The organism is Mesorhizobium sp. L2C084A000, assembly GCF_000502875.1.
GTDB lineage: Bacteria > Pseudomonadota > Alphaproteobacteria > Rhizobiales > Rhizobiaceae > Mesorhizobium.
In genome coordinates, this window is the sequence record NZ_AYWX01000029.1 from 1 (window position 1) to 26,232 (window position 26,232).

General features: G+C 61.8%; 19 protein-coding genes, 1 tRNA gene and 2 pseudogenes. 19 read left to right on the forward strand and 3 right to left on the reverse strand.

The genetic code is table 11. The annotated features are described in order from the left end of the window. The 4 genes and pseudogenes from X735_RS1000000168395 to X735_RS136665 all read left to right on the forward strand — a co-directional run. A pseudogene (locus X735_RS1000000168395) lies at window positions 1-77 on the forward strand (elongation factor Tu); the annotation flags it as partial. A gap of 155 nt (window positions 78-232) precedes the next feature. Beyond that, window positions 233-1,888: a hypothetical protein gene (locus tag X735_RS136675; protein WP_023814282.1), complete on the forward strand. Its 1,656-nt coding sequence runs from the start codon at window positions 233-235 to the stop codon at window positions 1,886-1,888. A 101-nt stretch (window positions 1,889-1,989) separates the two neighbouring features. Further along, window positions 1,990-2,472, forward strand: a complete 483-nt coding sequence (locus tag X735_RS136670; protein WP_023814283.1) for a group II truncated hemoglobin — start codon at window positions 1,990-1,992, stop codon at window positions 2,470-2,472. A 138-nt stretch (window positions 2,473-2,610) separates the two neighbouring features. Continuing rightward, a tRNA-Trp gene (locus X735_RS136665) sits at window positions 2,611-2,686 on the forward strand. Window positions 2,687-3,029: 343 nt separating this feature from the next. Here X735_RS136665 and X735_RS136660 read toward each other — a convergent pair. Then, entirely contained in the window at window positions 3,030-4,109 is a 1,080-nt protein-coding gene (locus X735_RS136660) for a LacI family DNA-binding transcriptional regulator (protein ID WP_023814284.1), read from the reverse strand. Between the two features lie 215 nt (window positions 4,110-4,324). On the opposite strand from X735_RS136660, the gene X735_RS136655 reads away from it, so the two are divergent. The 12 genes and pseudogenes from X735_RS136655 to X735_RS136605 all read left to right on the forward strand — a co-directional run bounded on the left by X735_RS136655 (window position 4,325) and on the right by X735_RS136605 (window position 21,100). Next, window positions 4,325-5,167: an ABC transporter substrate-binding protein gene (locus tag X735_RS136655; RefSeq protein ID WP_023814285.1), complete on the forward strand. Its 843-nt coding sequence runs from the start codon at window positions 4,325-4,327 to the stop codon at window positions 5,165-5,167. A 96-nt stretch (window positions 5,168-5,263) separates the two neighbouring features. Continuing rightward, entirely contained in the window at window positions 5,264-6,805 is a 1,542-nt protein-coding gene (locus X735_RS1000000170360) for an amino acid ABC transporter permease/ATP-binding protein (RefSeq protein WP_023814286.1), read from the forward strand. A gap of 79 nt (window positions 6,806-6,884) precedes the next feature. Beyond that, window positions 6,885-8,009 (forward strand): FAD-binding oxidoreductase, encoded by a 1,125-nt coding sequence (locus X735_RS136645; RefSeq protein WP_023814287.1) that lies wholly within the window; start codon window positions 6,885-6,887, stop codon window positions 8,007-8,009. A gap of 370 nt (window positions 8,010-8,379) precedes the next feature. Continuing rightward, entirely contained in the window at window positions 8,380-8,583 is a 204-nt protein-coding gene (secE, locus tag X735_RS136640) for a preprotein translocase subunit SecE (protein WP_013531408.1), read from the forward strand. A 27-nt stretch (window positions 8,584-8,610) separates the two neighbouring features. Beyond that, window positions 8,611-9,138 (forward strand): transcription termination/antitermination protein NusG, encoded by a 528-nt coding sequence (gene nusG / locus X735_RS136635; protein WP_013531409.1) that lies wholly within the window; start codon window positions 8,611-8,613, stop codon window positions 9,136-9,138. 158 nt (window positions 9,139-9,296) lie between these two features. Continuing rightward, window positions 9,297-9,725 (forward strand): 50S ribosomal protein L11, encoded by a 429-nt coding sequence (gene rplK, locus X735_RS136630; RefSeq protein ID WP_013531410.1) that lies wholly within the window; start codon window positions 9,297-9,299, stop codon window positions 9,723-9,725. A gap of 4 nt (window positions 9,726-9,729) precedes the next feature. Beyond that, window positions 9,730-10,428, forward strand: coding sequence for a 50S ribosomal protein L1 (gene rplA / locus X735_RS136625; protein ID WP_013531411.1), 699 nt, complete (start codon window positions 9,730-9,732; stop codon window positions 10,426-10,428). Window positions 10,429-10,822: 394 nt separating this feature from the next. Continuing rightward, window positions 10,823-11,341 (forward strand): 50S ribosomal protein L10, encoded by a 519-nt coding sequence (gene rplJ, locus X735_RS136620; protein WP_013531412.1) that lies wholly within the window; start codon window positions 10,823-10,825, stop codon window positions 11,339-11,341. Between the two features lie 54 nt (window positions 11,342-11,395). Further along, a pseudogene (gene rplL / locus X735_RS0135475) lies at window positions 11,396-11,640 on the forward strand (50S ribosomal protein L7/L12); the annotation flags it as partial. A gap of 177 nt (window positions 11,641-11,817) precedes the next feature. Continuing rightward, entirely contained in the window at window positions 11,818-15,954 is a 4,137-nt protein-coding gene (gene rpoB / locus X735_RS136615; RefSeq protein ID WP_023814288.1) for a DNA-directed RNA polymerase subunit beta, read from the forward strand. A gap of 202 nt (window positions 15,955-16,156) precedes the next feature. Then, complete coding sequence (rpoC, locus tag X735_RS136610; RefSeq protein ID WP_023814289.1) at window positions 16,157-20,353, forward strand: DNA-directed RNA polymerase subunit beta'; 4,197 nt, start codon at window positions 16,157-16,159, stop codon at window positions 20,351-20,353. 81 nt (window positions 20,354-20,434) lie between these two features. Continuing rightward, a complete protein-coding gene (locus tag X735_RS136605) occupies window positions 20,435-21,100 on the forward strand; it encodes an O-methyltransferase (RefSeq protein WP_023814290.1) in 666 nt (221 codons plus the stop codon). 33 nt (window positions 21,101-21,133) lie between these two features. Here X735_RS136605 and X735_RS136600 read toward each other — a convergent pair whose 3' ends face one another. Together X735_RS136600 and X735_RS136595 are read right to left on the reverse strand one after the other, a co-directional pair. Next, window positions 21,134-22,060 (reverse strand): Gfo/Idh/MocA family oxidoreductase, encoded by a 927-nt coding sequence (locus X735_RS136600; RefSeq protein WP_023814291.1) that lies wholly within the window; start codon window positions 22,058-22,060, stop codon window positions 21,134-21,136. Window positions 22,061-22,241: 181 nt separating this feature from the next. Then, window positions 22,242-22,523 carry a transcriptional regulator gene (locus X735_RS136595; RefSeq protein ID WP_013531420.1) on the reverse strand — a complete coding sequence of 94 codons (282 nt, stop codon included), beginning with the start codon at window positions 22,521-22,523 and terminating at the stop codon, window positions 22,242-22,244. A gap of 497 nt (window positions 22,524-23,020) precedes the next feature. Here X735_RS136595 and rpsL point away from each other — a divergent pair, with 497 nt between their 5' ends. From rpsL to fusA, 3 genes are all read left to right on the forward strand, one after another. Beyond that, a complete protein-coding gene (gene rpsL / locus X735_RS136590) occupies window positions 23,021-23,392 on the forward strand; it encodes a 30S ribosomal protein S12 (protein WP_006333356.1) in 372 nt (123 codons plus the stop codon). A gap of 76 nt (window positions 23,393-23,468) precedes the next feature. Then, complete coding sequence (gene rpsG, locus X735_RS136585; RefSeq protein WP_008875664.1) at window positions 23,469-23,939, forward strand: 30S ribosomal protein S7; 471 nt, start codon at window positions 23,469-23,471, stop codon at window positions 23,937-23,939. A gap of 29 nt (window positions 23,940-23,968) precedes the next feature. Continuing rightward, the gene (fusA, locus tag X735_RS136580; protein ID WP_023762913.1) at window positions 23,969-26,059 is read left to right on the forward strand and encodes an elongation factor G; all 2,091 of its coding nucleotides are present in this window, start codon (window positions 23,969-23,971) and stop codon (window positions 26,057-26,059) included. Window positions 26,060-26,232: the final 173 nt, after the last annotated feature.

A 26,232-nucleotide genomic window follows, 5' to 3' on the forward strand; every position in this document is an offset into this window, starting at 1 on the left:
AAGAGAAGCTGCGCTTCGCTATCCGTGAAGGCGGCCGCACCGTCGGTGCCGGCATCGTCGTCACCATCAAGGAATAATCGAGCCCGGCATTTGCCGGATCGACAAGAAAAGGGCGGTCTTCGGGCCGCCCTTTTTTGTTTGCCGGGCTATCGGCTACCGCCCTGTCGCTCGACCCTGTTGCAAGCCCTTGGACCTCGTCTAGTATAGGTTGCATCAAGGGGCTTTTTGCAGAATGGTTTCAGGGCGCCTTCACCGTTGTCGGGCATTGTGGTCGCTGGCCTTGATCTGCCTGCTGGCATTGCTTGCCGCGGGCCCGGTAGCCTTTGCGGCGGATGCGGCGCCGGATCTTGGGCCGACGATGCGGTTCGGCATTGTCCGCAGCAACGCACCGGGGTGCGAGCCGATCTGCCCGGAATGGATATCGGCCGAGGGCTCCATAGAAGCCGGCACGCCGGCACTCTTCAAACGCATGCTGAAGACGCTTGGCGGGCGGAAACTGCCTGTTGTCGTGGATTCTCCCGGCGGCAATGTCGAGGCGGCGCTGACGCTTGGCCGGCTGATCCGCAAGAACAAGCTCGATATCGCCATCGGCAAGACGGTGTTTTCCAGCTGCCAGCCCGGTGCGAAGGGATGCCAGGACCGTGACGCCCGCTACTTCGGCGATGTCATCGACTATGGCGCCATGTGCAATTCCGCCTGTCCTCTGATGTTTGCCGGCGGTATCAGGCGGGTGGCCGGCGAATGGGCCTATCTCGGCGTCCATCAGATCACCACGACCTACATCCGCACGAAATTGCAATACCGCACCACCTACCGCATCGTGGGGGGCAAGAAGAAGATCCTCAACACAAAGATCGTCAGCCGCAAGAACGCCGGCAGCTACAAGACCTACGAGATGAGCAAGTCGGTGGAGAAAAAGCTGGCGGCCTATCTCAACCAGATGGGCATCGAACAAGGCATGCTCGAAACGATGAAGGGCACGCCGGCCAGCGAAATTCACCAGATCGCCCTCGACGACATGCTGGCGATGAAGCTGGTCACCAGCACGGACGCTGTAGGCCTGTTGACCGCGGCAAGCCTGTGCGAGCCCGGCCGCCTGGCCACGAATTGCCGGGAAATGCCGGGGGACAAGCCTGATGGCCTGACGGCGACCGCGGCCAAGCCTGCTCCGCCGGCGATCGAACCCGAGCCGGCGCGACACGATGAAGAGCGGCGCGATGAAGACATGCGCTTCGTCGTCGTTCGCGGCACCAATCCGCTCTGCAATCCAGACTGCCCGGAATGGATCTCGGCGGAAGGCGCGATCACTCCCCAGACCCCGCAGAAGCTGCGCCAATTGCTCGCCACGCTCGGCAAACGGCAACTGCCTGTCGTGGTCAGTTCGAGGGGAGGCGACCTGTTCAGCGCCCTGGCGGCGGGACGGCTTATCCATGAAAGGAAGCTCGACGTCGCGGTTGGCCGCACCGATTTCGTCGGCTGTGACCCGGGAGCGTGGAATTGCCTGGCCAAAGAGGGCGCCTATGCCGGGCTGAGCATCGATGCGGGCGTGGAGTGCGATTCGGCCTGCGCGCTGATGCTTGCCGGCGGCATCAAGCGGCTTGTCGGTCCCCAGGCGCGACTTAGCCTCTACCTGATGGGGCAAAAGCAGATGGTCAAGGCCTATCTCGACGAGATGGCGATCGCTCCCGCCCTGTTCGCGGCGATCGAGCGTCGCTCGGTCGAGCGCCGGCTGGAACCCGGCATGATGCTGAAGGTCGGACTGACGACGAGCCTGCAATCGGTCGACGCGCTGACCGGCGCCACCATTTGCGAGGCGGTGCCAAGACCCGAGAATTGCCGGATCCGGCCCTCCGCCAATGCCGAGGCTGACGCGCCGGCCAAATTGTAGACCGCGGCGAAGCCGGAACTGGCCATCGAGGCAGGTTGAGACACTTCCGATTGTTCCGCTATCGTCGCTGCTGGCGGCGCCAGGCAGGCGGAGGATCGAGAATGAGCCAGGATATCCCGACCCTCTACGAATGGGCCGGCGGCGGCGAGGCCCTGAACCGGCTGACCCAGACTTTCTACGACAAGGTGGCGCAGGACCCGATCGTCGGGCCGGTGTTCAAGACCATGTCGCCGGATCATCCCGCCCATGTCGCGGCCTTCATCGGCGAGGTTTTCGGCGGGTCAAAAACCTACAGCGAGCAGTTCGGTGGCCACCGCGAGATGGTCATGCACCATCTGGGCAAGCATCTGAGCGAGGAGCAGCGCCGCCGCTGGATTAGCCTCCTGGCCGATGCAGCCGACGCGGTCGGCCTGCCTGACGATCCGGAATTCCGTTCGGCCTTCATGGGCTATGTCGAATGGGGATCGCGTCTGGCCAAGATGAACTCCAATCTCGGCGAGACGTGCGATCCCGAGACGGAACCGATGCCGGCCTGGGGCTGGGGCGTGCCGGGCGGACCCTATCGGCCGCTGAAAACAAAGTAACCTCTCGCCGAACGAGCTGGTCGTCAGCTGTCCCGATTTCTGGCGCAGGGGGGGTGAAGGTACGTTTGCTTGCAAACCACCCTTTACAGAGCGTGCGGAAGCTTTTAGGAAGCGCCTGCTGCGCCGACATGCGCACGTACGGGCATAGCTCAGTTGGTAGAGCGGCGGTCTCCAAAACCGCAGGTCGTAGGTTCGAGCCCTGCTGCCCGTGCCATTTCCAAAGGGAAATCAGGCACTTAGAAATAGCGCTACTCGGTTGAGAAGCCAAAACGACTGCTGCACATCTATTGCACGGACATGCACGTCCGCGGGCAGCGTCCGACGGTGGCGTAAAATCACACGATTCTGGTGGGCAACTTCACCGTAACGACAGCCTGGTTTGGCGCTGCTCGAGGTTCCACAAAGGTAAAAATTGGCGGGTTGGCACCAAGGAAGCTGGCTTGGCTCGAGTCGAGATTTGCTCCTTTGGTCCGAAGGATGCGGGCGCAGAATACAAACCATCCGACGCTCGGGCATAGGCTTCCATGCTATGCTTTGGACCGCTCGGCTTTGAGAATCTACAGCTTGTAGGCAGCAGGCGGACCAACGGATCCGCGTTCGATGATTGTGGTCGGCAGAATGAGCCTTTCAGCTGGCCGTGCTTCGCCCTTCAAGCGGCGGATGAGCAGTTCCGCGACGCTTTTGCCCAGCGCATAGACGGGCTGGTCGACGACGGTGATGGGCGGGGTCGTGACGCTCGTCCAGTCCGCGTCATGGAAAGTGATGAGCGAGATGTCTTGTGGAATGCGCAGCCCGCGCTGGCGCATGACCTTGAAGATCTCCAGGGCTATGAGACTGTCGGAGGCAAGGATTGCGGTCGGTCGATCTGGCCCCGACAGCAGTTTGTCGGCGAGCTTTCGCGTCTCGTCGGGGCTTGTCGCGCCAAGGCGAATATGACGTTCCGGTCGATCAATTCCGGCGTCCCGGCACACCTTGAGAAAGCCGTCGATGCGCTCACGGACCGATGAGGTGTAGATTTGTCCTAGGTCGCGATACTCATTGCCTTCGGCGTCAACCGCGGTCACATAGGCGATTTTGCTGTGGCCGGCGTCGACAAGGATACGGGTCGCCCGCATGGCGATGTCTCGATCGTCAACCGTAACCGTGTCGACATCGAGATCAGGCAGCGCCCGGTCAAGCAGGGCAAGCGGCCGGCCTGAACGGTGGATGTCGCGCAGGTGTGAGATGTCACGCGATTCCGACGGCGTGACGATCAGTCCGTCGACGCGCTTGCCGATCAACAGCCGCACAGCTGCCCTTTCCGCGTCGATCCGCTCGCCGGAGTTGGCCAAGATGACGTTGAAGCCAGCCGCCCTTGCCGCGTCGCTGATTCCACGCACCGCCAGGCTGAAGAACGGGTTTTCGATGTCTCCGACCACCACGCCGATGATGCCGGACCTGCCGGTCGTCATGCTTCGGGCCAGTTCGTTCGGACGGTAGTCAAGGGCCTTGGCGGCGGCCATGACATTGGCGCGGATCGTGTCGCTGACGACACCGTATCCGCCGAGCACGCGCGCGGCCGTCGCTTTGGACACATTGGCCACTCGGGCGACATCGCTGACCGTTATCGACTGGGTCTTGGGTGCGGTTCTTTTCATTGGATGAACGACTACAAGAGTTGTTGACGGAAGGTCAATCTGGCGATAACGATTATCAAAGAGACCGGTCTCAATCAATAAGAGACCGGTCTCTTTTAGAAGATTGCGGGCCGAGAGGCGCATGCCGCGGTCGCGGCGGCGGGCGATGTCAAGCGTGGGATTGCCGGCTCGACGTCAATACCAAGAAGAACAGACCTTCAGAGTGGAGAGAAGACATGAGCAGGATAGGAATTCTCAAGTCGTTGATGTCACCGGTCCGGGCCGGCGCAATGGCTCTTATGGCTGTGTGCATCGGCGCGGGTTTTGTTTCCGGAGCAGCCGCCGCGGATGACAATCCCTATGGTCTTATTGATGCGAAAGTCATCAGCGTTGGTACCATGGGTGATGCCAAGCCCTACGCTTTCACCCAGGCGGACGGCACATTCACCGGGTTCGACATCGAATTGTTCCGCAACGTCGCGAGCCGCCTTGGCTTCAAGCCGGACCAGGTGATCTTCACCGGTCAGGAATTCTCGGCGCTGATGCCTTCGGTTGCCAACGAGCGCTTCGATGTCGCGGTCGCGGCAATCGGCACGACGGAAGCGCGTAAGAAGACCGTCGACTTTTCCGACGGGTATCTTGCAGGCTATCTCTCCGTGCTTACGTCAGACAAGGCGATCACGTCGGCCGACGGGCTCAAGGGCAAGCGTCTTGGCGTCGTGCAGGGTACGCTGCAGGAAATCTATGCGGCGAAGAATTTTGTCGGGACTGATCTCGTCAAATTTCCTGACAACAATTCGGCCGTCTCGGCGCTCAACAATGGCACGGTCGACGCTCATTTCCTCGATTACGAGGCAGCCAAGGACTATGGCGTTCGTTATCCGGACTTGAAGATCGCGGTTAACATCCCGTCCTTCGACGCGCCGGCAGGCTTCGTCTTGCGCAAGGGCAACGACAAGCTTCGCGATGCGCTGAACACCGCCCTGCATGCGGCCATGCAGGACGGCACCTGGAAGACGCTTTATGAGAAGTGGTTCCCAGGCTCGCCGATGCCCGATCAATACCTCCCCAAGAAGTAACCGCACCCGGCCGCCGGCTTTTGCGCCGGCGGCCGGACCACGCGCTGCCGCGTTTGATGTCGGACGATGCGGACAGCGCAACCGAAAGGGGGCCGAATGAACTGGCTTGAAAACTTGCGGCGCAGTTTCCTTGACTGGCAAGCCATGGCGGACGTGCTGCCAAGCATGATCACCATCGGATTGAAGAACACCTTGATCCTCGCGGCCGCATCCACGGTGCTGGGTGTCGTGCTCGGCATGATCCTGGCAGTCATGGGCATCTCGCAATCGCGCTGGCTGCGCATTCCGGCCCGGGTCTACACGGACATTTTCCGTGGCCTTCCGGCGATCGTCACGATCCTTCTGATCGGCCAGGGCTTTGCGCGCATCGGCCGTGAAATCTTTGGGCCTTCGCCCTTTCCGCTCGGCATTCTGGCCCTCAGCCTGATCGCCGGCGCCTATATCGGCGAAATCTTCCGCTCGGGCATCCAGAGCGTCGAGCGCGGGCAAATGGAAGCCTGCCGGGCGCTCAGCATGAGCTACGGGCAGGGCATGCGCCTGATCGTCATCCCGCAGGGCATCCGCCGCGTCCTGCCGGCGCTGGTCAACCAGTTCATCGGCAACGTCAAGGATTCGAGCCTCGTCTACTTCCTCGGTCTGCTCGCATCGGAGCGCGAGATTTTCCGCGTCGGTCAGGACCAGGCGGTGGTCACCGGAAACCTGTCGCCATTGCTGCTGGCCGGCGTGTTCTATCTCGTGATCACCGTGCCGTTGACCCACGTGGTTAATTACATCGACAACTCGCTGCGGGTCGGAAAGCAAAAGGCAGGCCTCGTCACCAGCGGCCTTGCCGAGGTGAGCGAACTGGAGAGCGCCGTCGGCAGCCCGCTCTCCGAGGCCAGCCCTGAAGACAGCTCGGCGCTTTCACGCTTCAAGGGTGGTAGTCTCGCCGTCACCAATCTCGACATGGCCTATGGCGATCTCGATGTCCTGAAGGGCGTCAGCCTGACGGTCAAGCCGGGCACGGTCACCTGCGTCATCGGTCCGTCAGGGTCGGGCAAGTCGACCTTGCTGCGCTGCCTTAACCGCTTGGTCGAGCCCAAGGGCGGTGACGTGCTGCTCGATGGCGCGAGCATCCTGGCGATGAAGCCCGAAAAGCTGCGCCGGCGTGTCGGCATGGTGTTCCAGCAGTTCAACCTGTTTCCCGACCACACAGCCCTGGAAAACGTCATGCTGTCGCTGACCAAGGTCAAGGGCCTTCCGGTGCGGGAAGCCGAGCGCATCGCCGAGGCGCGCCTCGCCGATGTTGGCCTTGCCGCACGCAAACACCATCGTCCCGGCAGTCTTTCCGGTGGCCAGCAGCAGCGGGTGGCAATCGCCCGTGCACTGGCAATGGACCCTGAGGTGATCCTGTTCGACGAGGTGACGAGCGCTCTCGATCCGGAACTGGTGAAGGGCGTTCTCAACCTGATGGCTGACCTCGGCCGACGTGGCATGACAATGGTCGTGGTGACCCATGAAATGGGTTTTGCCCGCAAGGTCGCCGATCAGGTCATCTTCATGGATGAGGGCCGTGTCATCGAGGCCGGCACGCCCGCTGCGATCTTCGACACTCCCAAAAGCGCGCGCTTGAAGCACTTCCTCGCCGAAGTGCTGTGATCCGCATCGCCATCTGGCCGATATGCGTGGAACGCCTTCGGTCGCTCAATCCACTCTCTACACAGTGAAAGAACATCTCATGGTTACATCGCATCCGGTCTCGAAGGTCGTCGTTGTCGGAGGCGGCATTTTCGGTGTCTCCACAGCCGTTCATCTCGCGCGGCTTGGCATCGAAACGATCCTCGTCAACGATGGACCGCTTGCCAAGGGGGCGTCGGGCCGCTCGCTCTCCTGGCTCAATTCAGCGCGCAAGCGGTCGGCTGAGTATCATCGCTTGCGCATGATCGGTATCGACCGCTACCGGACGTTGTCGGCGAGATATCCGGATGCTGCGTGGCTGCGTTTCGATGGCGGCCTGACATGGGATGCGGACGACGCCTCGAACCAGATTGCTGATGTCTTCGCCCATGAAAAGGATCTCGGCTATGACGCACAGCACCTGACCGCGGCCGCCATAGCGGCGGTCACACCAGGCGTTGCCGCAGGCGCCGTCACGCCGCAGGGAGCCATTTTCAACCCAGGGGAAGGCTGGGTCGACCTGCCATCGCTGATCGATGCATTAATTGCGGAGTTCGTGGAGCGCGGCGGGCGACTGGTCACCGATGCCGGCAGGGCCACGGTCACGGTTGTCGATGGTCGTGCCACTGGCGCCACCACGACCAGCGGCATCGACTTTCCTGCCGATGCAGTCCTCCTGGCGACCGGCAGTGATGTGCCGCGAATGGTTGCGGCCACAGGCCACCATATCGAGGATGGGACGCCGATCGCGCTGCTGGTCAGGACCAAGCCGGTCGATTTGGCTCTTCGGGCCGTGCTCAACACGCCGCGCGTCGCCATCCGCCCGACGCCGGACGGAGCCCTCGCGCTCGATTCCGCCTGGTCGGAAGAAGAGGTAATCATCAATGCAGACGGCACCTATGGGGTGAAGGGCTCGACGATTGATGGACTTCTTGAACAAGCCGCGAAGGTCCTCGAGGGACATCCAAAGCTGGAATTGGAGAGTTATGGTGTCGGCCCCAAGCCGATTCCGGGCGACGGCGAGCCGGTCTTCGGCTTGTTGAAAGATATCCAGGGATACTACGTCGCCTTCAGCCACAGCGGCGCGACGCTTGGCCTGATCGCCGGTGAACTCATTGCCGACGAGATCGCCACCGGAAGAGAGCACCCGCTGCTTGCCAAGTTCCGCCCAAGCCGCTTTGCTTAGGCTTTCGGAATTGTTTCGTGTGGCCATCAGCGACATTTCTGCGGTCTGCCCTTTGAAAATCGGCGACCCGCTTGCCATATTAGCCCGATTGGGGCATAAGAGCGCCATAGCCGGGACGGAACGACTGGATGGTTCCGAGGCGGTGTTTGGTCATAAAGCGGAGACTTGCCACTTGCGTGGATCAAGAATCGGTTTTATGTAGACGAAACAGACACGCGACGCGTGGAGCTGGGAAACCGGCTTTACGCGTCTGATTTGCATGGGCGAAATGATTGCGCTGATTCGGCGCGAAATTCGCTCAGGCGGTACGTCCCGGCCAGCGGGATCATCCAGGAGACCCGGCCAACGGGTCTTGAAGACAGAGCGGCATATGGCTTCGAAAACCACAAATCCTTTCGTCTTTCTCCAGCAGGTCCGCGCGGAGACCGCCAAGGTGACTTGGCCGTCGCGGCGCGAAACGATGATCTCGACGGTGATGGTTCTGGCCTTCGCAGTGATCGCGATGATCTTTTTCTTCACCGCCGATCAGCTCATGGGCCTTGCGGTCGAACAGATTCTGGGCATCGGACGCTAAGTCCGGCGATTACGGAGAAGTCTTGAAATGACCGCGCGCTGGTACATCGTCCACGCCTATTCGAACTTTGAAAAGAAGGTCGCCGAGGATATCGAGAACAAGGCCAAGCAGAAGGGCCTGTCCGCCGACATCCATCAGATCGTGGTTCCGACCGAGAAGGTCGTCGAAGTTCGCCGCGGCCGCAAGGTCGATGCCGAGCGCAAGTTCTTCCCGGGCTATGTGCTGCTGAAGGCGAATTTGACCGACGCTGTGTTCTCGCTGGTCAAGAACACACCGAAGGTCACCGGCTTCCTGGGTGACTCCAAGCCGGTGCCGATCACCGAGGCGGAAGCGCAGCGCATCCTGAACCAGGTGCAGGAAGGCGTCGAGCGGCCCAAGCCCTCGGTCACGTTCGAGATCGGCGAAGCGATCCGCGTTTCGGATGGTCCCTTCGCGTCGTTCAACGGTTTCGTCCAGGAAGTGGACGAGGAGCGGGCGCGGCTCAAGGTGGAAGTTTCGATCTTCGGGCGCGCCGTGCCGGTCGATCTGGAATTCGGACAGGTCGAAAAGGGCTGATCCGAAATCCCTGACGCCGGTTTGGCGATCAGGGGAGGCGGCGCGGAAGCGCGGCCTGAGAACGGTGGGAGACGAATGCGGCTTTAGCCGGCCGCATGGATCGCACCACCAGACTGCAACCGCCGGCATGACCGGCATAGACAAAGGCAGGAAAAGAGATGGCTAAGAAAATTGCAGGCCAGCTCAAGCTCCAGGTGAAAGCGGGATCGGCTACGCCGTCTCCCCCGATCGGCCCGGCGCTTGGTCAGCGTGGCATCAACATCATGGAGTTCTGCAAGGCGTTCAACGCGCAGACCCAGGAAATGGAAAAGGGATCGCCGGTTCCGGTCGTCATCACCTACTATCAGGACAAGTCCTTCACCTTCGTCATGAAGACGGCGCCGGTGAGCTACTTCCTGAAGAAGGCAGCGAACCTGACGTCCGGTTCCAAGGAGCCGGGCAAGGTCAAGGCCGGTACGGTTTCGCGTGACAAGGTCCGCGAGATTGCCACCGCGAAGATGAAAGACCTGAACGCAAACGACGTCGAAGCGGCCATGCGCATGGTCGAGGGCTCCGCCCGCTCGATGGGTCTGGAAGTGGTGGGCTAAGATCATGGCAAAGATTGCAAAGCGTGTATCGAAGACCCGCGAAGGCATCGATCCCAACAAGGCTTATGCCCTGGGTGATGCGCTGAAGCTGCTCAAGGACCGTTCCTCGGTGAAGTTCGATGAGACCATCGAAGTCGCCATGAATCTCGGCGTCGACCCGCGCCATGCCGACCAGATGGTCCGCGGCGTGGTCAACCTGCCGAACGGCACCGGCCGCTCGGTGCGTGTCGCCGTGTTCGCCCGTGGCGACAAGGCCGACGAAGCGCGCGCCGCCGGCGCCGACATCGTTGGTGCCGAGGATCTGGTCGACATCGTCCAGAAGGGCACGATCGATTTCGATCGCTGCATCGCCACGCCGGACATGATGCCGCTGGTCGGTCGTCTGGGCAAAGTGCTCGGCCCGCGCGGCATGATGCCGAACCCGAAGGTCGGCACCGTCACCACCGACGTTGCCGCCGCCGTCAAGGCATCCAAGGGCGGCGCCGTCGAGTTCCGTGTCGAGAAGGCTGGCATCGTCCATGCCGGCGTCGGCAAGGTCTCGTTCGACGTCAAGGCGCTGGAAGAGAACATCCGCGCCTTCGCCGATGCGGTGACCAAGGCAAAGCCGACTGGCGCCAAGGGCAACTACGTCAAGAAGGTGTCGGTCACCTCGACGATGGGCCCGGGCCTCAAGCTCGACGTCGCGACGCTCAACGCGTCCTGATACGAACATTTGGATCGGCCGCTAAGCGGCTGATCCGCAAGTGAATTCCGGGCCTCCGACCTAGTTGGCGGCCCGGTGCCGGAAGTCGAAAGGCTTCCGGACATCCTGTCCGAGATTGCAGGCGGCCCAGAAGCCTTAATTCGATTTGGGCCTGCATGAGACGGGTGAAGACCGGACAACGGAGCGATTGCTCCAATGAAAGGTTCGAACCGTGTTTGCCTTTTGTCTGCGCATCGCCGGCTTGACTGTCGATGTGGCGAAAGGGGGCAGGATCCTCGAGCGTCGTTCGGGAGATCCGTTACTGGATGGCCCGGCCGACAAAAGGCAACCCGACGCCTGTCCTCGTCAATGGGATGTTCCCGTTAACAGGATTGGGGTCAACTGGAGATAGGCAGTGGACAGAGCGGAAAAACGCGAACTCGTCACGGGCCTGAACGGTGCGTTCTCGAACGCAGGTTCAGTGGTCGTGGCCCACTACGCCGGTATCACCGTCGCGCAAATGAACGACCTTCGGTCGAAAATGCGCGCCGCCGGTGGCACCGTCAAAGTCGCGAAGAACCGTCTCGCCAAAATCGCTCTTCAGGGCACGGACTCCGCATCGATCATCGAGCTGTTCAAGGGACAGACGCTGATTGCTTATTCGGAGGATCCGATTGCGGCGCCGAAGGTCGCGTCCGATTTCGCCAAGGGAAATGACAAGCTCGTCATTCTCGGTGGCGCAATGGGCACCACCTCGCTCAATGCCGACGGTGTGAAGGCACTCGCCACACTTCCGTCGCTCGATGAGCTGCGCGCCAGGCTGGTTGGCATGATCGCCACGCCGGCAACCCGGATCGCCCAGATCGTCAATGCGCCAGCGGCTTCGGTCGCGCGCGTCATCGGCGCTTACGCCCGGAAGGACGAGGCGGCATGAGGCCGTTCCTCGCTATCACAAACACACGTTCGAACCTTATGAAGGAACACAACAATGGCTGATCTCGCAAAGATCGTAGACGACCTTTCGAAGCTGACCGTCCTCGAGGCGGCTGAGCTGTCGAAGCTTCTGGAAGAAAAGTGGGGCGTTTCCGCCGCTGCTCCGGTGGCTGTTGCCGCCGCTGGCGGTGGTGCGGCCGCTGCTGCTCCGGTCGAGGAAAAGACGGAATTCGACGTCGTCCTCACCGAGGCAGGCGCTCAGAAGATCAACGTCATCAAGGAAGTCCGCGCCATCACCGGNACGAGAACCTCTTTCCTGAGGGCCGAAAACCGGCCTTCAGGAAACGGGTTTTCTCCCGTTCTAGCCGGCCGCCGACAGGCGCCGGGAAAACAGACAGAGGGTTGCCGCCAAGGTGGCCCAGCATGCAAGGCGAGCCGCGGCGAGGCTCGTCCCGAGTTTAGAGCTAAGGAGCGACGATGGCCCAGACCCAGACTTTCAATGGCCGCAGACGCGTACGCAAGTTCTTCGGAAAGATTCCGGAAGTTGCGGAGATGCCGAACCTGATCGAGGTTCAGAAGGCATCCTATGACCAGTTCCTGATGGTGGCGGAGCCCAAGGGTGGGCGTCCGGACGAGGGACTGCAGGCTGTTTTCAAGTCGGTCTTCCCGATCTCCGATTTTTCCGGCTCCTCGATGCTGGAGTTCGTGAAGTATGAGTTCGAAGGACCGAAATTCGACGTTGACGAATGCCGTCAGCGCGACCTGACCTATGCCGCGCCGCTCAAGGTGACGCTGCGCCTCATCGTGTTCGATATCGACGAGGATACCGGCGCCAAGTCCATCAAGGACATCAAGGAGCAGGACGTCTACATGGGCGACATGCCGCTCATGACGCTGAATGGCACCTTCATCGTCAACGGCACCGAGCGCGTCATCGTCTCGCAGATGCACCGCTCGCCGGGCGTCTTCTTCGACCATGACAAGGGCAAGTCGCACTCGTCGGGCAAGCTTCTGTTTGCCGCGCGCGTCATCCCCTATCGCGGCTCGTGGCTCGACATCGAGTTCGATTCCAAGGACGTCGTGCACGCCCGCATCGATCGTCGCCGCAAGATTCCGGTGACGTCGCTGCTGATGGCGCTCGGCATGGACGGCGAAGAAATCCTGTCGACCTTCTACAACAAGATCACCTACAAGCGCGCCGGCGACCATTGGCGCATTCCGTTCAACGTCGAGCGTTTCCGCGGCCTCAAGGCCGTCGGCGACCTGGTCGATGCCGATACCGGCGAAGTCGTCGTCGAAGCCGGCAAGAAGATCACGGCACGTCAGGCTCGGGCGCTTGGCGAAAAGGGTCTGAAGGCGATCAAGGCGACCGACGAGGATCTGCTCGGCAACTACCTGGCCGAGGACATCGTCAACTACGCCACCGGCGAGATATTCCTCGAAGCCGGGGACGAGATCGACGAGAAGACGCTGAAGGTTCTGCTCGGCACCGGCGAAGACGAGATCAAGGTTCTCGACATCGACCACGTCAATGTCGGCGCCTATATCCGCAACACGCTCAACGTCGACAAGAACGAGAGCCGCCAGGACGCCCTGTTCGACATCTATCGTGTCATGCGCCCCGGCGAGCCGCCGACGCTCGAAACCGCCGAAGCCATGTTCAACTCGCTGTTCTTCGACAGTGAGCGCTACGATCTGTCGGCCGTTGGCCGCGTCAAGATGAACATGCGCCTCGAGCTCAAGGCCGAGGACACCGTGCGCGTGCTGCGCAAGGACGACATCCTGGCCGTGGTCAGGACGCTGGTTGAACTGCGCGACGGCAAGGGCGAGATCGACGACATCGACAATCTCGGCAACCGCCGCGTGCGTTCGGTCGGCGAGCTGATGGAAAACCAGTACCGCGTCGGCCTGCTGCGCATGGAACGCGCGATCAAGGAGCGTATGTCCTCGATCGAGATCGACACGGTCATGCCGCAGGACCTGATCAACGCCAAGCCGGCGGCTGCCGCCGTGCGCGAGTTCTTCGGTTCCTCGCAGCTGTCGCAGTTCATGGACCAGACCAACCCGCTGTCGGAGATCACCCACAAGCGCCGCCTCTCGGCGCTTGGACCGGGCGGTCTGACCCGCGAGCGCGCCGGCTTCGAAGTGCGCGACGTGCACCCGACGCATTACGGCCGCATCTGCCCGATCGAGACGCCGGAAGGCCCGAATATCGGTCTGATCAACTCGCTGGCCACCTTCGCACGCGTCAACAAGTACGGCTTCATCGAGAGCCCGTACCGCAAGATCGTCGACGGCAAGCTGACCAATGACGTCGTCTATCTCTCGGCGATGGAAGAGGCCAAGCACCATGTCGCGCAGGCCAACGCCGAGCTCGACAAGAACGGTGGTTTCGTCGACGAATTCGTCATTTGCCGCAGTGCCGGCGAAGTGATGATGGCGCCGCGCGAAAACGTCGATCTGATGGACGTGTCGCCCAAGCAGATGGTGTCGGTGGCCGCGGCCCTGATCCCGTTCCTGGAAAACGACGACGCCAACCGCGCTCTGATGGGCTCGAACATGCAGCGTCAGGCCGTGCCGCTGGTGCGCGCCGAGGCGCCGTTCGTCGGCACCGGCATGGAGCCGATCGTTGCCCGTGACTCGGGCGCTGCCATCGGCGCCCGCCGCGGCGGCATCGTCGACCAGGTGGATGCGACGCGTATCGTTATCCGCGCTACCGAAGATCTCGATCCGGGCAAGTCCGGCGTCGACATCTACCGGCTGATGAAGTTCCAGCGTTCGAACCAGAACACCTGCATCAACCAGCGTCCGCTGGTTCGCATGGGTGACCTCGTCAACAAGGGCGACATCATCGCCGACGGTCCGTCGACCGAGCTCGGTGATCTGGCGCTCGGCCGCAACGTGCTGGTCGCGTTCATGCCGTGGAATGGCTACAACTACGAGGACTCGATCCTCCTGTCCGAACGCATCGTCGCCGATGACGTCTTCACCTCGATCCATATCGAGGAGTTCGAGGTCATGGCGCGCGATACCAAGCTCGGGCCGGAGGAAATCACGCGCGATATTCCGAACGTCTCGGAAGAAGCGCTGAAGAACCTCGACGAAGCCGGCATCGTCTACATCGGTGCGGAAGTTCAGCCGGGCGACATCCTGGTCGGCAAGATCACGCCGAAGGGCGAAAGCCCGATGACGCCGGAAGAGAAGCTTCTGCGCGCCATCTTCGGCGAAAAGGCATCCGATGTGCGCGACACCTCGATGCGCATGCCTCCGGGCACTTTCGGCACCGTCGTCGAGGTGCGCGTCTTCAATCGCCACGGTGTGGAGAAGGACGAGCGCGCCATGGCGATCGAGCGCGAGGAGATCGAACGCCTCGCCAAGGACCGCGACGACGAGCAGGCCATTTTGGACCGTAACGTCTATGCGCGTCTTTCCGACGTGCTCGTCGGCAAGGAAGCGATCGCTGGACCGAAGGGCTTCAAGAAGGGCTCGACGCTGTCCAAGGATACGCTCGACGAGTATCCGCGTTCGCAGTGGTGGCAGTTTGCCGTGGAGAACGAAAAGCTCCAGAGCGAACTCGAAGCCCTGCGTGGCCAGTACGACGATTCCAAGAAGGCGCTCGAACAGCGTTTCATGGACAAGGTCGAGAAGGTCCAGCGCGGCGACGAAATGCCTCCGGGCGTCATGAAGATGGTCAAGGTCTTCGTGGCCGTGAAGCGCAAGATGCAGCCCGGCGACAAGATGGCCGGCCGTCACGGCAACAAGGGTGTCGTGTCGCGGATCGTTCCGGTCGAGGACATGCCTTTCCTCGAGGACGGCACGCATGCCGATATCGTGCTCAACCCGCTGGGTGTGCCGAGCCGCATGAATGTCGGCCAGATCCTGGAAACGCATCTGGGCTGGGCATGCGCGGGCATGGGCAGGAAAATCGGCGAGCTGATCGACACGTACAAGGCAGCCGGCGACATCAAGCCGCTGCGCAAGACGCTCGAGAGCTTCATCCCGGCCAACGACCGCAACGAGCCGGTTCGTGACTATGACGACGAGAGCATTGTTCGCCTCAGCGAGCAGATGCGCCGCGGCGTCTCGATCGCGACCCCGGTGTTCGACGGCGCGCACGAGGCTGACATCAACATCATGCTGGAGCAGGCGGGCCTGCACACCAGCGGTCAGTCGCAACTCTATGACGGACGCACCGGCGAGCCGTTCGATCGCAAGGTGACGATGGGCTACATCTACATGCTCAAGCTTCACCATCTCGTGGACGACAAGATCCACGCGCGTTCGATCGGTCCGTACTCGCTCGTCACCCAGCAGCCGCTGGGCGGCAAGGCGCAGTTCGGTGGCCAGCGCTTCGGCGAGATGGAGGTCTGGGCACTCGAAGCATACGGCGCCGCCTACACGCTGCAGGAAATGCTGACGGTGAAGTCGGACGACGTCGCAGGCCGTACCAAGGTCTACGAGGCGATCGTCCGTGGCGACGACACCTTCGAGGCCGGCATCCCCGAGAGCTTCAACGTTCTCGTCAAGGAAATGCGGTCTCTCGGCCTCAATGTCGAGCTGGAGAACACCAAGCTCGACGACAACCCTGTCCGGCTGCCAGATGCTGCCGAATAGGGGCGCGGCCGAGTAAGGCAATGGCGCGCCACGGCTTTCCGCGGCGCGCCTCGATCATGATCCCGAAAAGTGGCTACCGGTTTTCGGATGGGATCATGCTCAACCAGGAAGTATTCGACGGCCAGTGGCCGACAAAGACGGCGGGCGTTTGGCTCGCGACTAGATGCAAGGGGTCTTCGAGGATCCCGAAAAGGAGAACGGCATGAACCAAGAGGTCATGAATCTCTTCAATCCCCAGGCGCCTGCGCAGGTGTTCGATTCCATCCGGATATCGCTCGCCAGCCCTGAGAAGATTCTGTCCTGGTCTTTCGGCGAGATCAAGAAGCCGGAGACCATCAACTACCGCACCTTCAAGCCGGAGCGTGACGGTCTGTTCTGCGCGCGCATTTTTGGCCCGATCAAGGACTATGAGTGCCTGTGCGGCAAGTACAAGCGCATGAAGTACAAGGGCGTCATCTGCGAGAAGTGCGGCGTTGAAGTCACGCTGTCGCGCGTTCGCCGCGAGCGCATGGGCCATATCGAACTGGCGGCACCGGTCGCCCATATCTGGTTCCTGAAGTCGCTGCCGTCGCGCATCGGCACGCTGCTCGACATGACCCTGAAGGACATCGAGCGCGTCCTCTACTTCGAGAACTACATCGTCACCGAACCTGGCCTCACCGCGCTGAAGGAGCACCAGCTGCTCAGCGAGGAAGAGTACATGATCGCCGTCGACGAGTATGGCGAGGATTCGTTCACCGCCATGATCGGCGCCGAGGCCATTCATGACCTCCTGGCCGGCATGGACTTGGAGAAGATCGCCGGCGACCTGCGTTCGGAACTGGCTTCGACCACCTCCGAGCTGAAGCAGAAGAAGTATCTGAAGCGGCTCAAGGTCGTCGAGAACTTCATGGAATCCGGCAACCGTCCGGAATGGATGATCATGAAGGTGGTTCCGGTGATCCCGCCGGACCTGCGCCCGCTGGTTCCTCTGGACGGCGGCCGCTTCGCCACGTCGGATCTGAACGACCTCTATCGCCGCGTCATCAACCGCAACAATCGTCTGAAGCGGCTGATCGAGCTGCGCGCTCCCGGCATCATCGTGCGCAATGAAAAGCGCATGCTGCAGGAAGCCGTCGATGCGCTGTTCGACAACGGCCGTCGCGGCCGCGTCATCACCGGCGCCAACAAGCGCCCGCTGAAGTCGCTGTCCGACATGCTCAAGGGCAAGCAGGGCCGGTTCCGTCAGAACCTGCTCGGCAAGCGCGTCGACTATTCCGGCCGCTCGGTCATCGTGACCGGTCCGGAGCTCAAGCTGCACCAGTGCGGCCTGCCCAAGAAGATGGCGCTCGAACTGTTCAAGCCCTTCATCTACGCCCGTCTCGACGCCAAGGGTTACTCCTCGACCGTCAAGCAGGCGAAGAAGCTGGTCGAAAAGGAGCGTCCGGAAGTCTGGGATATCCTCGACGAGGTCATCCGCGAACATCCGGTGCTGCTGAACCGTGCGCCGACGCTGCACCGCCTCGGCATCCAGGCGTTCGAGCCGATCCTGATCGAGGGCAAGGCGATCCAGTTGCACCCGCTGGTCTGCACGGCCTTCAACGCCGACTTCGACGGCGACCAGATGGCCGTTCACGTGCCGCTGTCGCTGGAAGCGCAGCTTGAAGCCCGCGTGCTGATGATGTCGACCAACAACATCCTGCACCCGGCTTCCGGCGCGCCGATCATCGTGCCGTCGCAGGACATGGTTCTGGGTCTCTACTATCTCTCGATCGTCAACCAGAACGAGCCGGGCGAGGGCATGGTGTTTGCCGACATGGGCGAACTCCAGCACGCGCTCGAGACCAAGGCCGTGACGCTGCACTCCAAGATCAAGGGTCGTTTCCGCACGGTCGACGCCGAAGGCAAGGTGGTGTCGAAGATCCATGACACCACGCCTGGCCGCATGATCATCGGCGAGCTTCTGCCGAAGAACGTCAACGTGCCTTACGAGACCGCCAACCAGGAGATGACCAAGAAGAACATCTCCAAGATGATCGACACCGTCTACCGCCATTGCGGTCAGAAGGAGACGGTCATTTTCTGCGATCGCATCATGGCTCTCGGCTTCAGCCATGCCTGCCGTGCCGGCATTTCGTTCGGCAAGGACGACATGCTGATCCCGGATGCCAAGATCAAGCTGGTCTCCGACACCGAGGCTTTGGCCAAGGAATACGAGCAGCAGTACAATGACGGTCTGATCACGCAGGGCGAGAAGTACAACAAGGTCGTCGACGCCTGGGCCAAGTGCTCGGAAAAGGTCGCCGACGAGATGATGGCCCGCATCAAGGCGGTCGAGTTCGAGGACAATGGCCGTCAGAAGCCGATGAACTCGATCTACATGATGTCGCACTCCGGTGCGCGTGGCTCGCCCACCCAGATGCGTCAGCTTGCCGGCATGCGCGGCCTTATGGCCAAGCCGTCGGGTGAAATCATCGAAACGCCGATCATCTCGAACTTCAAGGAAGGCCTGACCGTGCTCGAGTACTTCAACTCGACCCACGGCGCCCGCAAGGGTCTGGCCGACACCGCCTTGAAGACGGCGAACTCGGGTTACCTCACCCGTCGTCTGGTCGACGTGGCGCAGGACTGCATCGTCAACTCCGTCGACTGCGGCACCGACAAGGGCCTCACCATGCAGCCGATCGTCGATGCCGGTCAGGTCGTCGCTTCGGTCGGCCAGCGCGTGCTGGGCCGTACGTCGCTCGACGACATCACACATCCGGTGTCGGGCGAGATCCTGGTCAAGGCCGGAACGCTGATGGACGAGCGTGACGTGGAACAGATCGAAAAGGCCGGCGTCCAGTCGGTCCGCATCCGCTCGGCACTGACTTGCGAAGTCAGGGTTGGCGTCTGCGCGGTCTGCTACGGTCGCGATCTTGCCCGCGGCACCCCGGTCAACCAGGGCGAAGCCGTCGGCGTCATCGCGGCGCAGTCGATCGGCGAGCCGGGCACGCAGCTCACCATGCGTACCTTCCACATGGGCGGTACCGCGCAGGTGGTGGACAGCTCGTTCCTTGAAGCCTCGTATGAGGGCAAGGTCGAGATCCGCAACCGCAACGTGGTGCGCAACTCCGACGGCCAGCAGATGGTCATGGGCCGCAACATGGCGGTGCTGATCCTCGACGAAGCCGGCAAGGAGCGCGCCTCGCACCGTCTCACCTATGGTTCGCGCATCTTCGTGGACGATGGTGACAAGGTGAAGCGCGGCCAGCGTATCGCCGAGTGGGATCCCTATACCCGTCCAGTCCTCACCGAAATCGAGGGCAGGGTGTCGTACGAGGATCTGGTCGACGGCATTTCCGTTCAGGAAACGGCCGACGAGTCGACCGGCATCACCAAGCGTGAGGTCATCGACTGGCGCTCGACGCCACGCGGTAACGACCTGAAGCCGGCGATCGCGATCCAGGACGCCAAGGGCAAGGTCGGCAAGCTGTCGAAGGGCGGCGACGCGCGCTTCCTGCTCTCGGTCGAGGCCATTCTTTCGGTCGAGCCGGGCTCGCAGGTTCGTCCCGGCGACGTGCTGGCGCGTATTCCGATGGAAAGCGCCAAGACCAAGGACATCACCGGCGGTCTGCCGCGTGTTGCCGAACTGTTCGAGGCACGTCGTCCGAAGGATCACGCCATCATCGCCGAGATCGACGGCACGATCCGCTTCGGCCGCGACTACAAGAACAAGCGTCGCATCATCATCGAGCCGCATGACTCGACGCTTGAGCCGGTCGAATACCTGATCCCGAAGGGCAAGCCGTTCCATCTCCAGGACGGCGACGTCATCGAGAAGGGCGACTACATCCTCGACGGCAATCCGGCGCCGCACGACATCCTGGCGATCAAGGGCGTGGAGGCACTTGCTTCCTACCTCGTCAACGAGATCCAGGAAGTCTATCGTCTGCAGGGCGTGCAGATCAACGACAAGCACATCGAGGTGATCGTTCGCCAGATGCTGCAGAAGGTCGAGATCACGGTGCAGGGCGACTCGACCTACATTCCGGGCGATCATGTCGACGTGATCGAACTGGAAGAGGTCAACGAGCGTCTGGTCGAGGACGGCAAGAAGCCGGCCGAAGGCCTGCCGGTGCTGCTCGGCATCACCAAGGCATCGCTGCAGACGCCATCCTTCATCTCGGCCGCCTCCTTCCAGGAGACGACCCGAGTGCTGACGGAAGCCGCGGTTGCCGGCAAGACCGACATGCTGCAGGGACTGAAGGAAAACGTCATCGTCGGCCGGCTTATCCCGGCCGGCACCGGCGGCACGATGAGCCAGATTCGGCGCATCGCCACCTCGCGCGACGAACTGATCATCGACGAGCGCCGCAAGGCCTCGGGTGTGGAAGTCGCCGAGCCGATGCTGGCCGACATGACAACCGCCGCGCAGTAAGCGGACGGAAAGGGAAGAGGAAAAGGGGCCGAATGGCCCCTTTTCGCGTTTAGGTCTCCAATTGGATCGGAGAAGAAAACGATGAGCAAAAGAAGCTGGGCGGCAGTCGACGACTACATCGTCGGTTCCCTGTTTGAGGCGGACCCCGTGCTTGATGCCGTTCTGGCGGCCAACCACGATCAGGGCCTGCCGGCGATCGACGTGTCGCCGGCGCAGGGCAAGCTGCTTTCCCTTCTTGCGCGGATGCGGGGAGCCAAAAAGGTTCTCGAAATCGGCACGCTGGGCGGCTATTCGACCATCTGGATGGCGCGCGCACTGCCTGCCGACGGCAAGATCGTGACACTTGGACTCGACCCGCATCACGCCAGCGTCGCGCGATCGAATTTCGAGCGGGCAGGCGTCTTGGAGCGGGTGGAACTGCGGGTCGGTCCGGCGCTTCAGTCGCTTGCAGCACTTGGCGCCGAGCATGCCGGTCCATTCGACTTCATCTTCATCGATGCCGACAAGCCGAACAATCCGCACTACCTATCCTGGGCCATGCGGTTGTCGCGGCCCGGAACCGTCATCGTCTGCGACAACGTCATCCGCGACGGCGCAGTGCTCGATCAGGGTGGCCGTGATCCCAATGTAGAAGGGGCACGCGCCGCATTCTCGTTCATCGGCAGCGAGAAGCGTCTGGACGGCACCGCCATCCAGACCGTCGGCGCCAAAGGCTATGATGGCTTTGCCATTGCGATTGTGGAGTGACGGCCGATCGGCGAACAGCCAAGCCGCCCCTGTTCAATCGAAAAAAGCCTCGACCACGTTGCGCTTGCCGAGCATGAAGGCGTCGGCCACATGCTGGAGGGGCGCGAGGTCGACATCGGAGGTGCCGGCGCGCACGATTTCGGCAAAGCGCTTGTAGAGCATCGGGTACTCGGCCTCCGGCTCGTCATGAACCACCTTGCCGTCGATGGCGAGCTTCGAGCCGCCGCCCGACAGCACCATGGCGCCCTTGTCGGTCTCGGCCAGGATGTCCCAGCTTTGCGGGCCGGTCTGCAGCCAGTCGAGATCCATCGTCACCGGCAATCCATTCGAGGTGCGGAAGGCGACGCGCGCGGCAACCGGGGAGGCGCGGTTTTCGGGAAAATCCAACACCGCCGAGGTGATGAACATCGCCGGCAGGATATGGGTGGCAATCGAGAGCGCGTTGATGCCGGGATCGAAGACGCCAAAACCGCCGGGAGCCCAGATCCATTCCTGGTTCGGGTGCCAGCGGCGCACATCTTCCTTCCAGTTGATGGCGGCCGACTTGATCTTGGTCGTGTCGAGAAATGCGCGCGCGGCCTCGACCGCCGGCGCATAGCGCGAGTGCCAGCTGGCGAACAGCGAGACGCCGTTCTGCGCGGCCAATGTCTTGAGGTCCTCGACCTCGCTGACAGTGGCGCCAGGCGGCTTCTCCAGGAAGACATGCTTCTTCGCCATCAGCGCGGTGCGCGCCGCGTCGTAGCGGAACTGCGGCGGCATGCAGAGCGACACGGCCTCGAGTTCGGGAACGGCATCGAGCATGGCTTCGATATCAGTGAAATTGGGGATGTCTTCTACCTTGCCATGCCGGCTTGCGGCCGCGATGAGGCGATAGTCCTGGTCTTTCGCCAGAGCCGGCAGATGCTGGTCGTGGACGATCTTGCCGACGCCGACGATGCCTATCTTGATGGGCTGGGACACGGCCGCTCCGTCTGTTTGATGATGGTGATGGTTTCTTATCAGAACACTTGCCCCGGGCAAGCCGAAGCCGAGCAGGCAAGCTCAGCCTTCCTCGAGCGGCAGTGCACATTTTTGGCTGGGAAGGCCTCGGTCGCCGATTCGTCTCGGTAGCCGATTCGAAAGCTGGACCGGGAGGTCGGGGTCAGATCGGCACGTCGAAGGTGACGATCGACACTTCGCCTTCGAGCGCGCCCTGGAAGGCGGAGATATGCGGCTCTTCGTCGGGGATGCCGTCCATGTCGCCGATCTGGTCGAGCTCGGCCTCGGCGTACCCTTCGGCGGCAAGCGATTCGAGTGCCCGGCGCACCGCCGAATCGTCGTCGGGCGCAACCAGCATGACGTGGACGCCTTCCGGTTTGCCGCCTTTTTTCTTCCACACCCGGCCGGTGATGATGGTGACCGGGCGTTCTTCGTTGTCGTTCACGGGCCGATTCCTCTTGGCAGCGGGTGGGCGGGCGAGGGGGTTTTGACTGCTCATGCGGCCTTTTCGCATGAAGCAAGGCCGCGCAACAGCGCAAACCCATTCACTTTGCCTGAAGGCTTGTCACTTTCTTCCTCGCTCTTGCAAAAATGCGAAAGAAAATTACATGCGGTTTTCGCATGGCTGCCAAGCCTTGGTCGGCGTGCAATATTTGGTGCTCCGGGCTTGACGGTCCGCGGTCTTACGAGTAGAAGCCGCCCAGTCAGAACCGATGTGAGGCTCTCCCTTCCGAAGCGACACGCTTTGGAGTTTGCCTCAAACAGGGTTCGTTTTACGAGCGAAAAGACATTTCCGGCGTGCACGAAGCGGCTTCCGCTTCCTCTGCCTTTTGTTCGGGCAAGACCGCGAGGCGCGGTTTATGGCCCGAATTTGCGTATGGAAATGACGCTTTGAGCGGCCCTGACCGGGCGAGACACGGAATTGAGAGACAAGAGGGTTTAATGCCTACCGTCAACCAGCTGATCCGCAAGCCGCGCATTGCGCCGGTGAAGCGCAACAAGGTCCCGGCCATGCAGCAGAACCCGCAGAAGCGGGGCGTTTGCACGCGCGTCTATACAACGACGCCGAAGAAGCCGAACTCGGCGCTGCGCAAGGTGGCCAAGATCCGCCTGACCAATGGTTTTGAAGTGATCGGGTACATCCCCGGCGAAGGCCACAACCTTCAGGAGCACTCCGTGGTCATGATCCGCGGCGGCCGCGTCAAGGATCTTCCGGGCGTTCGCTACCACATCATCCGCGGCGTGCTCGACACGCAGGGTGTGAAGAACCGCAAGCAGCGCCGTTCGAAGTACGGCGCCAAGCGTCCGAAGTAAGGGGCGTCCGAAGTAAGATTTTCCGGCCTTGGCGCTGCTTGAGTGCGTCGGGCTATGAGATTGAGAGACAAAAGCCATGTCGCGTCGTCACAGTGCAGAAAAGCGTGAGATCAATCCGGACCCGAAGTTCGGCGATCTGATCGTCACCAAGTTCATGAACGCCGTTATGTATGACGGCAAGAAGTCGGTCGCCGAGACCATCGTCTACGGCGCGCTCGACCAGGTTCAGTCGAAGACCAAGCAGGAGCCGGTCACCGTCTTCCATCAGGCGCTCGACAATGTCGCGCCGCATGTTGAAGTGCGTTCGCGTCGTGTCGGCGGCGCCACCTACCAGGTTCCGGTCGACGTGCGCCCCGAGCGCCGCCAGGCATTGGCCATTCGCTGGCTGATCGCAGCGGCCCGCAACCGCAACGAGACCACGATGGTCGACCGCCTCTCCGGCGAGCTGATGGATGCGGCCAACAACCGCGGCACGGCAGTCAAGAAGCGTGAAGACACCCACAAGATGGCTGAAGCCAACCGCGCTTTCGCGCACTACCGCTGGTAAAGCGCGAACGAGACTGAGAGGCAGCTACGATGGCCCGCGAATACAAGATCGAAGACTACCGCAATTTCGGTATCATGGCGCATATTGACGCCGGCAAGACGACGACCACCGAGCGCGTCCTCTACTACACGGGCAAGTCGCACAAGATCGGCGAAGTCCACGACGGCGCTGCCACCATGGATTGGATGGAGCAGGAGCAGGAGCGCGGCATCACCATCACGTCCGCCGCGACCACGACCTTCTGGAAGGCTCGTGACGGCAAGATGCACCGCTTCAACATCATCGACACCCCCGGCCACGTCGACTTCACCATCGAAGTCGAGCGTTCGCTGCGCGTTCTCGACGGCGCCATCGCGCTGCTCGATGCCAATGCCGGCGTTGAGCCGCAGACCGAGACCGTCTGGCGCCAGGCCGACAAGTACCGCGTTCCGCGCATGATCTTCTGCAACAAGATGGACAAGATCGGCGCCGACTTCTATCGCTCGGTCGAGATGATCGGCTCGCGCCTCGGTGCGCATGCCGTTGTCATGCAGCTGCCGATCGGCGCCGAGACCGAGTTCAAGGGTGTCGTCGACCTCGTCGAGATGAACGCGCTGGTCTGGCGCGACGAGACGCTGGGCGCTGCCTGGGATGTCGTCGAGATCCCGGACGACCTCAAGGCTCGTGCCGAAGAATACCGCGAGAAGATGATCGAGGCCGCCGTCGAAATGGACGAGACGGCGCTTGAGAATTACCTCGAAGGCAAGATGCCGTCGAATGACGAGATCCGTGCGCTGATCCGCAAGGGCACCATCGCGGTGAAGTTCTACCCGATGTTCTGTGGCTCGGCCTTCAAGAACAAGGGCGTGCAGCCGCTGCTCGACGCCGTCGTCGAATATCTGCCGTCGCCCGCCGATGTTCCCGCCATCAAGGGCGTCGATGCCAAGACCGACGCCGAGATCGAGCGTCATGCCGACGACAACGAGCCGCTGTCGATGCTCGCCTTCAAGATCATGAACGACCCGTTCGTCGGTTCGTTGACCTTTGCCCGCATCTATTCGGGCAAGCTCACCAAGGGCATCTCGGTCGACAACACCGTGAAGGGCAAGAAAGAGCGCATCGGCCGCATGCTGCAGATGCATGCGAATTCGCGCGCCGACGTCGAAGAGGCTTTTGCAGGCGACATCGTTGCTCTTGCCGGTCTCAAGGACACGACCACCGGTGACACGCTGAGCGATCCGCTGCATCCGGTCATTCTCGAGCGCATGGAATTCCCCGATCCGGTCATCCAGATCGCCATCGAGCCGAAGACCAAGAACGACCAGGAAAAGATGGGCCTCGCCCTTCACCGCCTGGCCGCCGAGGATCCGTCCTTCCGCGTCAAGACCGACGAGGAAAGCGGCCAGACCATCATTTCCGGCATGGGCGAACTTCACCTGGACATCATCGTCGACCGCATGCGTCGCGAGTTCAAGGTCGAGGCCAATGTCGGCGCACCGCAGGTGGCTTATCGCGAGACCATCACCCGCAGGCACGAGCAGGATTACACGCACAAGAAGCAGACCGGCGGTACCGGTCAGTTCGCTCGCGTCAAGATCGTCTTCGAGCCGAACCCGGACAGCAGCGAGTTCGAGTTCGAGACCAAGATCGTCGGCGGCGCCGTGCCGAAGGAATACATCCCGGGTGTCGAAAAGGGCATCAACAGCGTCATGACCTCGGGTCCGTTCGCGGGCTTCCCGATGATCGGCGTCAAGGCGACCCTGATCGACGGCGCTTACCACGATGTCGACTCCAGCGTTCTGGCCTTCGAAATCGCCGGCCGCGCCTGCTTCCGTGAAGCCGCACCCAAGCTTGGCGTGCAGCTGTTGGAGCCGATCATGAAGGTCGAAGTGGTGACGCCGGAAGATTACGTCGGCAGCGTCATCGGCGATCTGAACGGTCGTCGTGGCCAGATCCAGGGCCAGGAAGCGCGCGGCGTGGCCGTCGTCATCAACGCGATGGTGCCGCTCGCCAACATGTTCAAGTATGTCGACAACCTGCGCTCGATGAGCCAGGGCCGTGCGGCCTACACCATGCAGTTCGATCACTATGAGCCGGTTCCGACCGCAGTGGCTCAGGAAGTCCAGAAGAAATACGCCTAAGGGTTTCTTAGCCACCGGGTCGCGCTCCTTGCGCGGTGCCGGATCTGAAGAGCGAATAACAATATCCCCTTAGCGGGTAGAATAGACGGAGAACGATTATGGCCAAAGGTAAATTCGAGCGTAACAAGCCTCACGTGAACATCGGCACGATTGGCCACGTCGACCATGGCAAG

Coding starts and splice junctions, on each gene's coding strand:
- X735_RS136675 (WP_023814282.1), top strand. CDS start 233: ATGGTTTCAGGGCGCCTTCACCGTTGTCGGGCATTGTGGTCGCTGGCC.
- X735_RS136670 (WP_023814283.1), top strand. CDS start 1,990: ATGAGCCAGGATATCCCGACCCTCTACGAATGGGCCGGCGGCGGCGAG.
- X735_RS136660 (WP_023814284.1), bottom strand. CDS start 4,109: ATGAAAAGAACCGCACCCAAGACCCAGTCGATAACGGTCAGCGATGTC.
- X735_RS136655 (WP_023814285.1), top strand. CDS start 4,325: ATGAGCAGGATAGGAATTCTCAAGTCGTTGATGTCACCGGTCCGGGCC.
- X735_RS1000000170360 (WP_023814286.1), top strand. CDS start 5,264: ATGAACTGGCTTGAAAACTTGCGGCGCAGTTTCCTTGACTGGCAAGCC.
- X735_RS136645 (WP_023814287.1), top strand. CDS start 6,885: ATGGTTACATCGCATCCGGTCTCGAAGGTCGTCGTTGTCGGAGGCGGC.
- secE (WP_013531408.1), top strand. CDS start 8,380: ATGGCTTCGAAAACCACAAATCCTTTCGTCTTTCTCCAGCAGGTCCGC.
- nusG (WP_013531409.1), top strand. CDS start 8,611: ATGACCGCGCGCTGGTACATCGTCCACGCCTATTCGAACTTTGAAAAG.
- rplK (WP_013531410.1), top strand. CDS start 9,297: ATGGCTAAGAAAATTGCAGGCCAGCTCAAGCTCCAGGTGAAAGCGGGA.
- rplA (WP_013531411.1), top strand. CDS start 9,730: ATGGCAAAGATTGCAAAGCGTGTATCGAAGACCCGCGAAGGCATCGAT.
- rpoB (WP_023814288.1), top strand. CDS start 11,818: ATGGCCCAGACCCAGACTTTCAATGGCCGCAGACGCGTACGCAAGTTC.
- rpoC (WP_023814289.1), top strand. CDS start 16,157: ATGAACCAAGAGGTCATGAATCTCTTCAATCCCCAGGCGCCTGCGCAG.
- X735_RS136605 (WP_023814290.1), top strand. CDS start 20,435: ATGAGCAAAAGAAGCTGGGCGGCAGTCGACGACTACATCGTCGGTTCC.
- rpsL (WP_006333356.1), top strand. CDS start 23,021: ATGCCTACCGTCAACCAGCTGATCCGCAAGCCGCGCATTGCGCCGGTG.
- rpsG (WP_008875664.1), top strand. CDS start 23,469: ATGTCGCGTCGTCACAGTGCAGAAAAGCGTGAGATCAATCCGGACCCG.
- fusA (WP_023762913.1), top strand. CDS start 23,969: ATGGCCCGCGAATACAAGATCGAAGACTACCGCAATTTCGGTATCATG.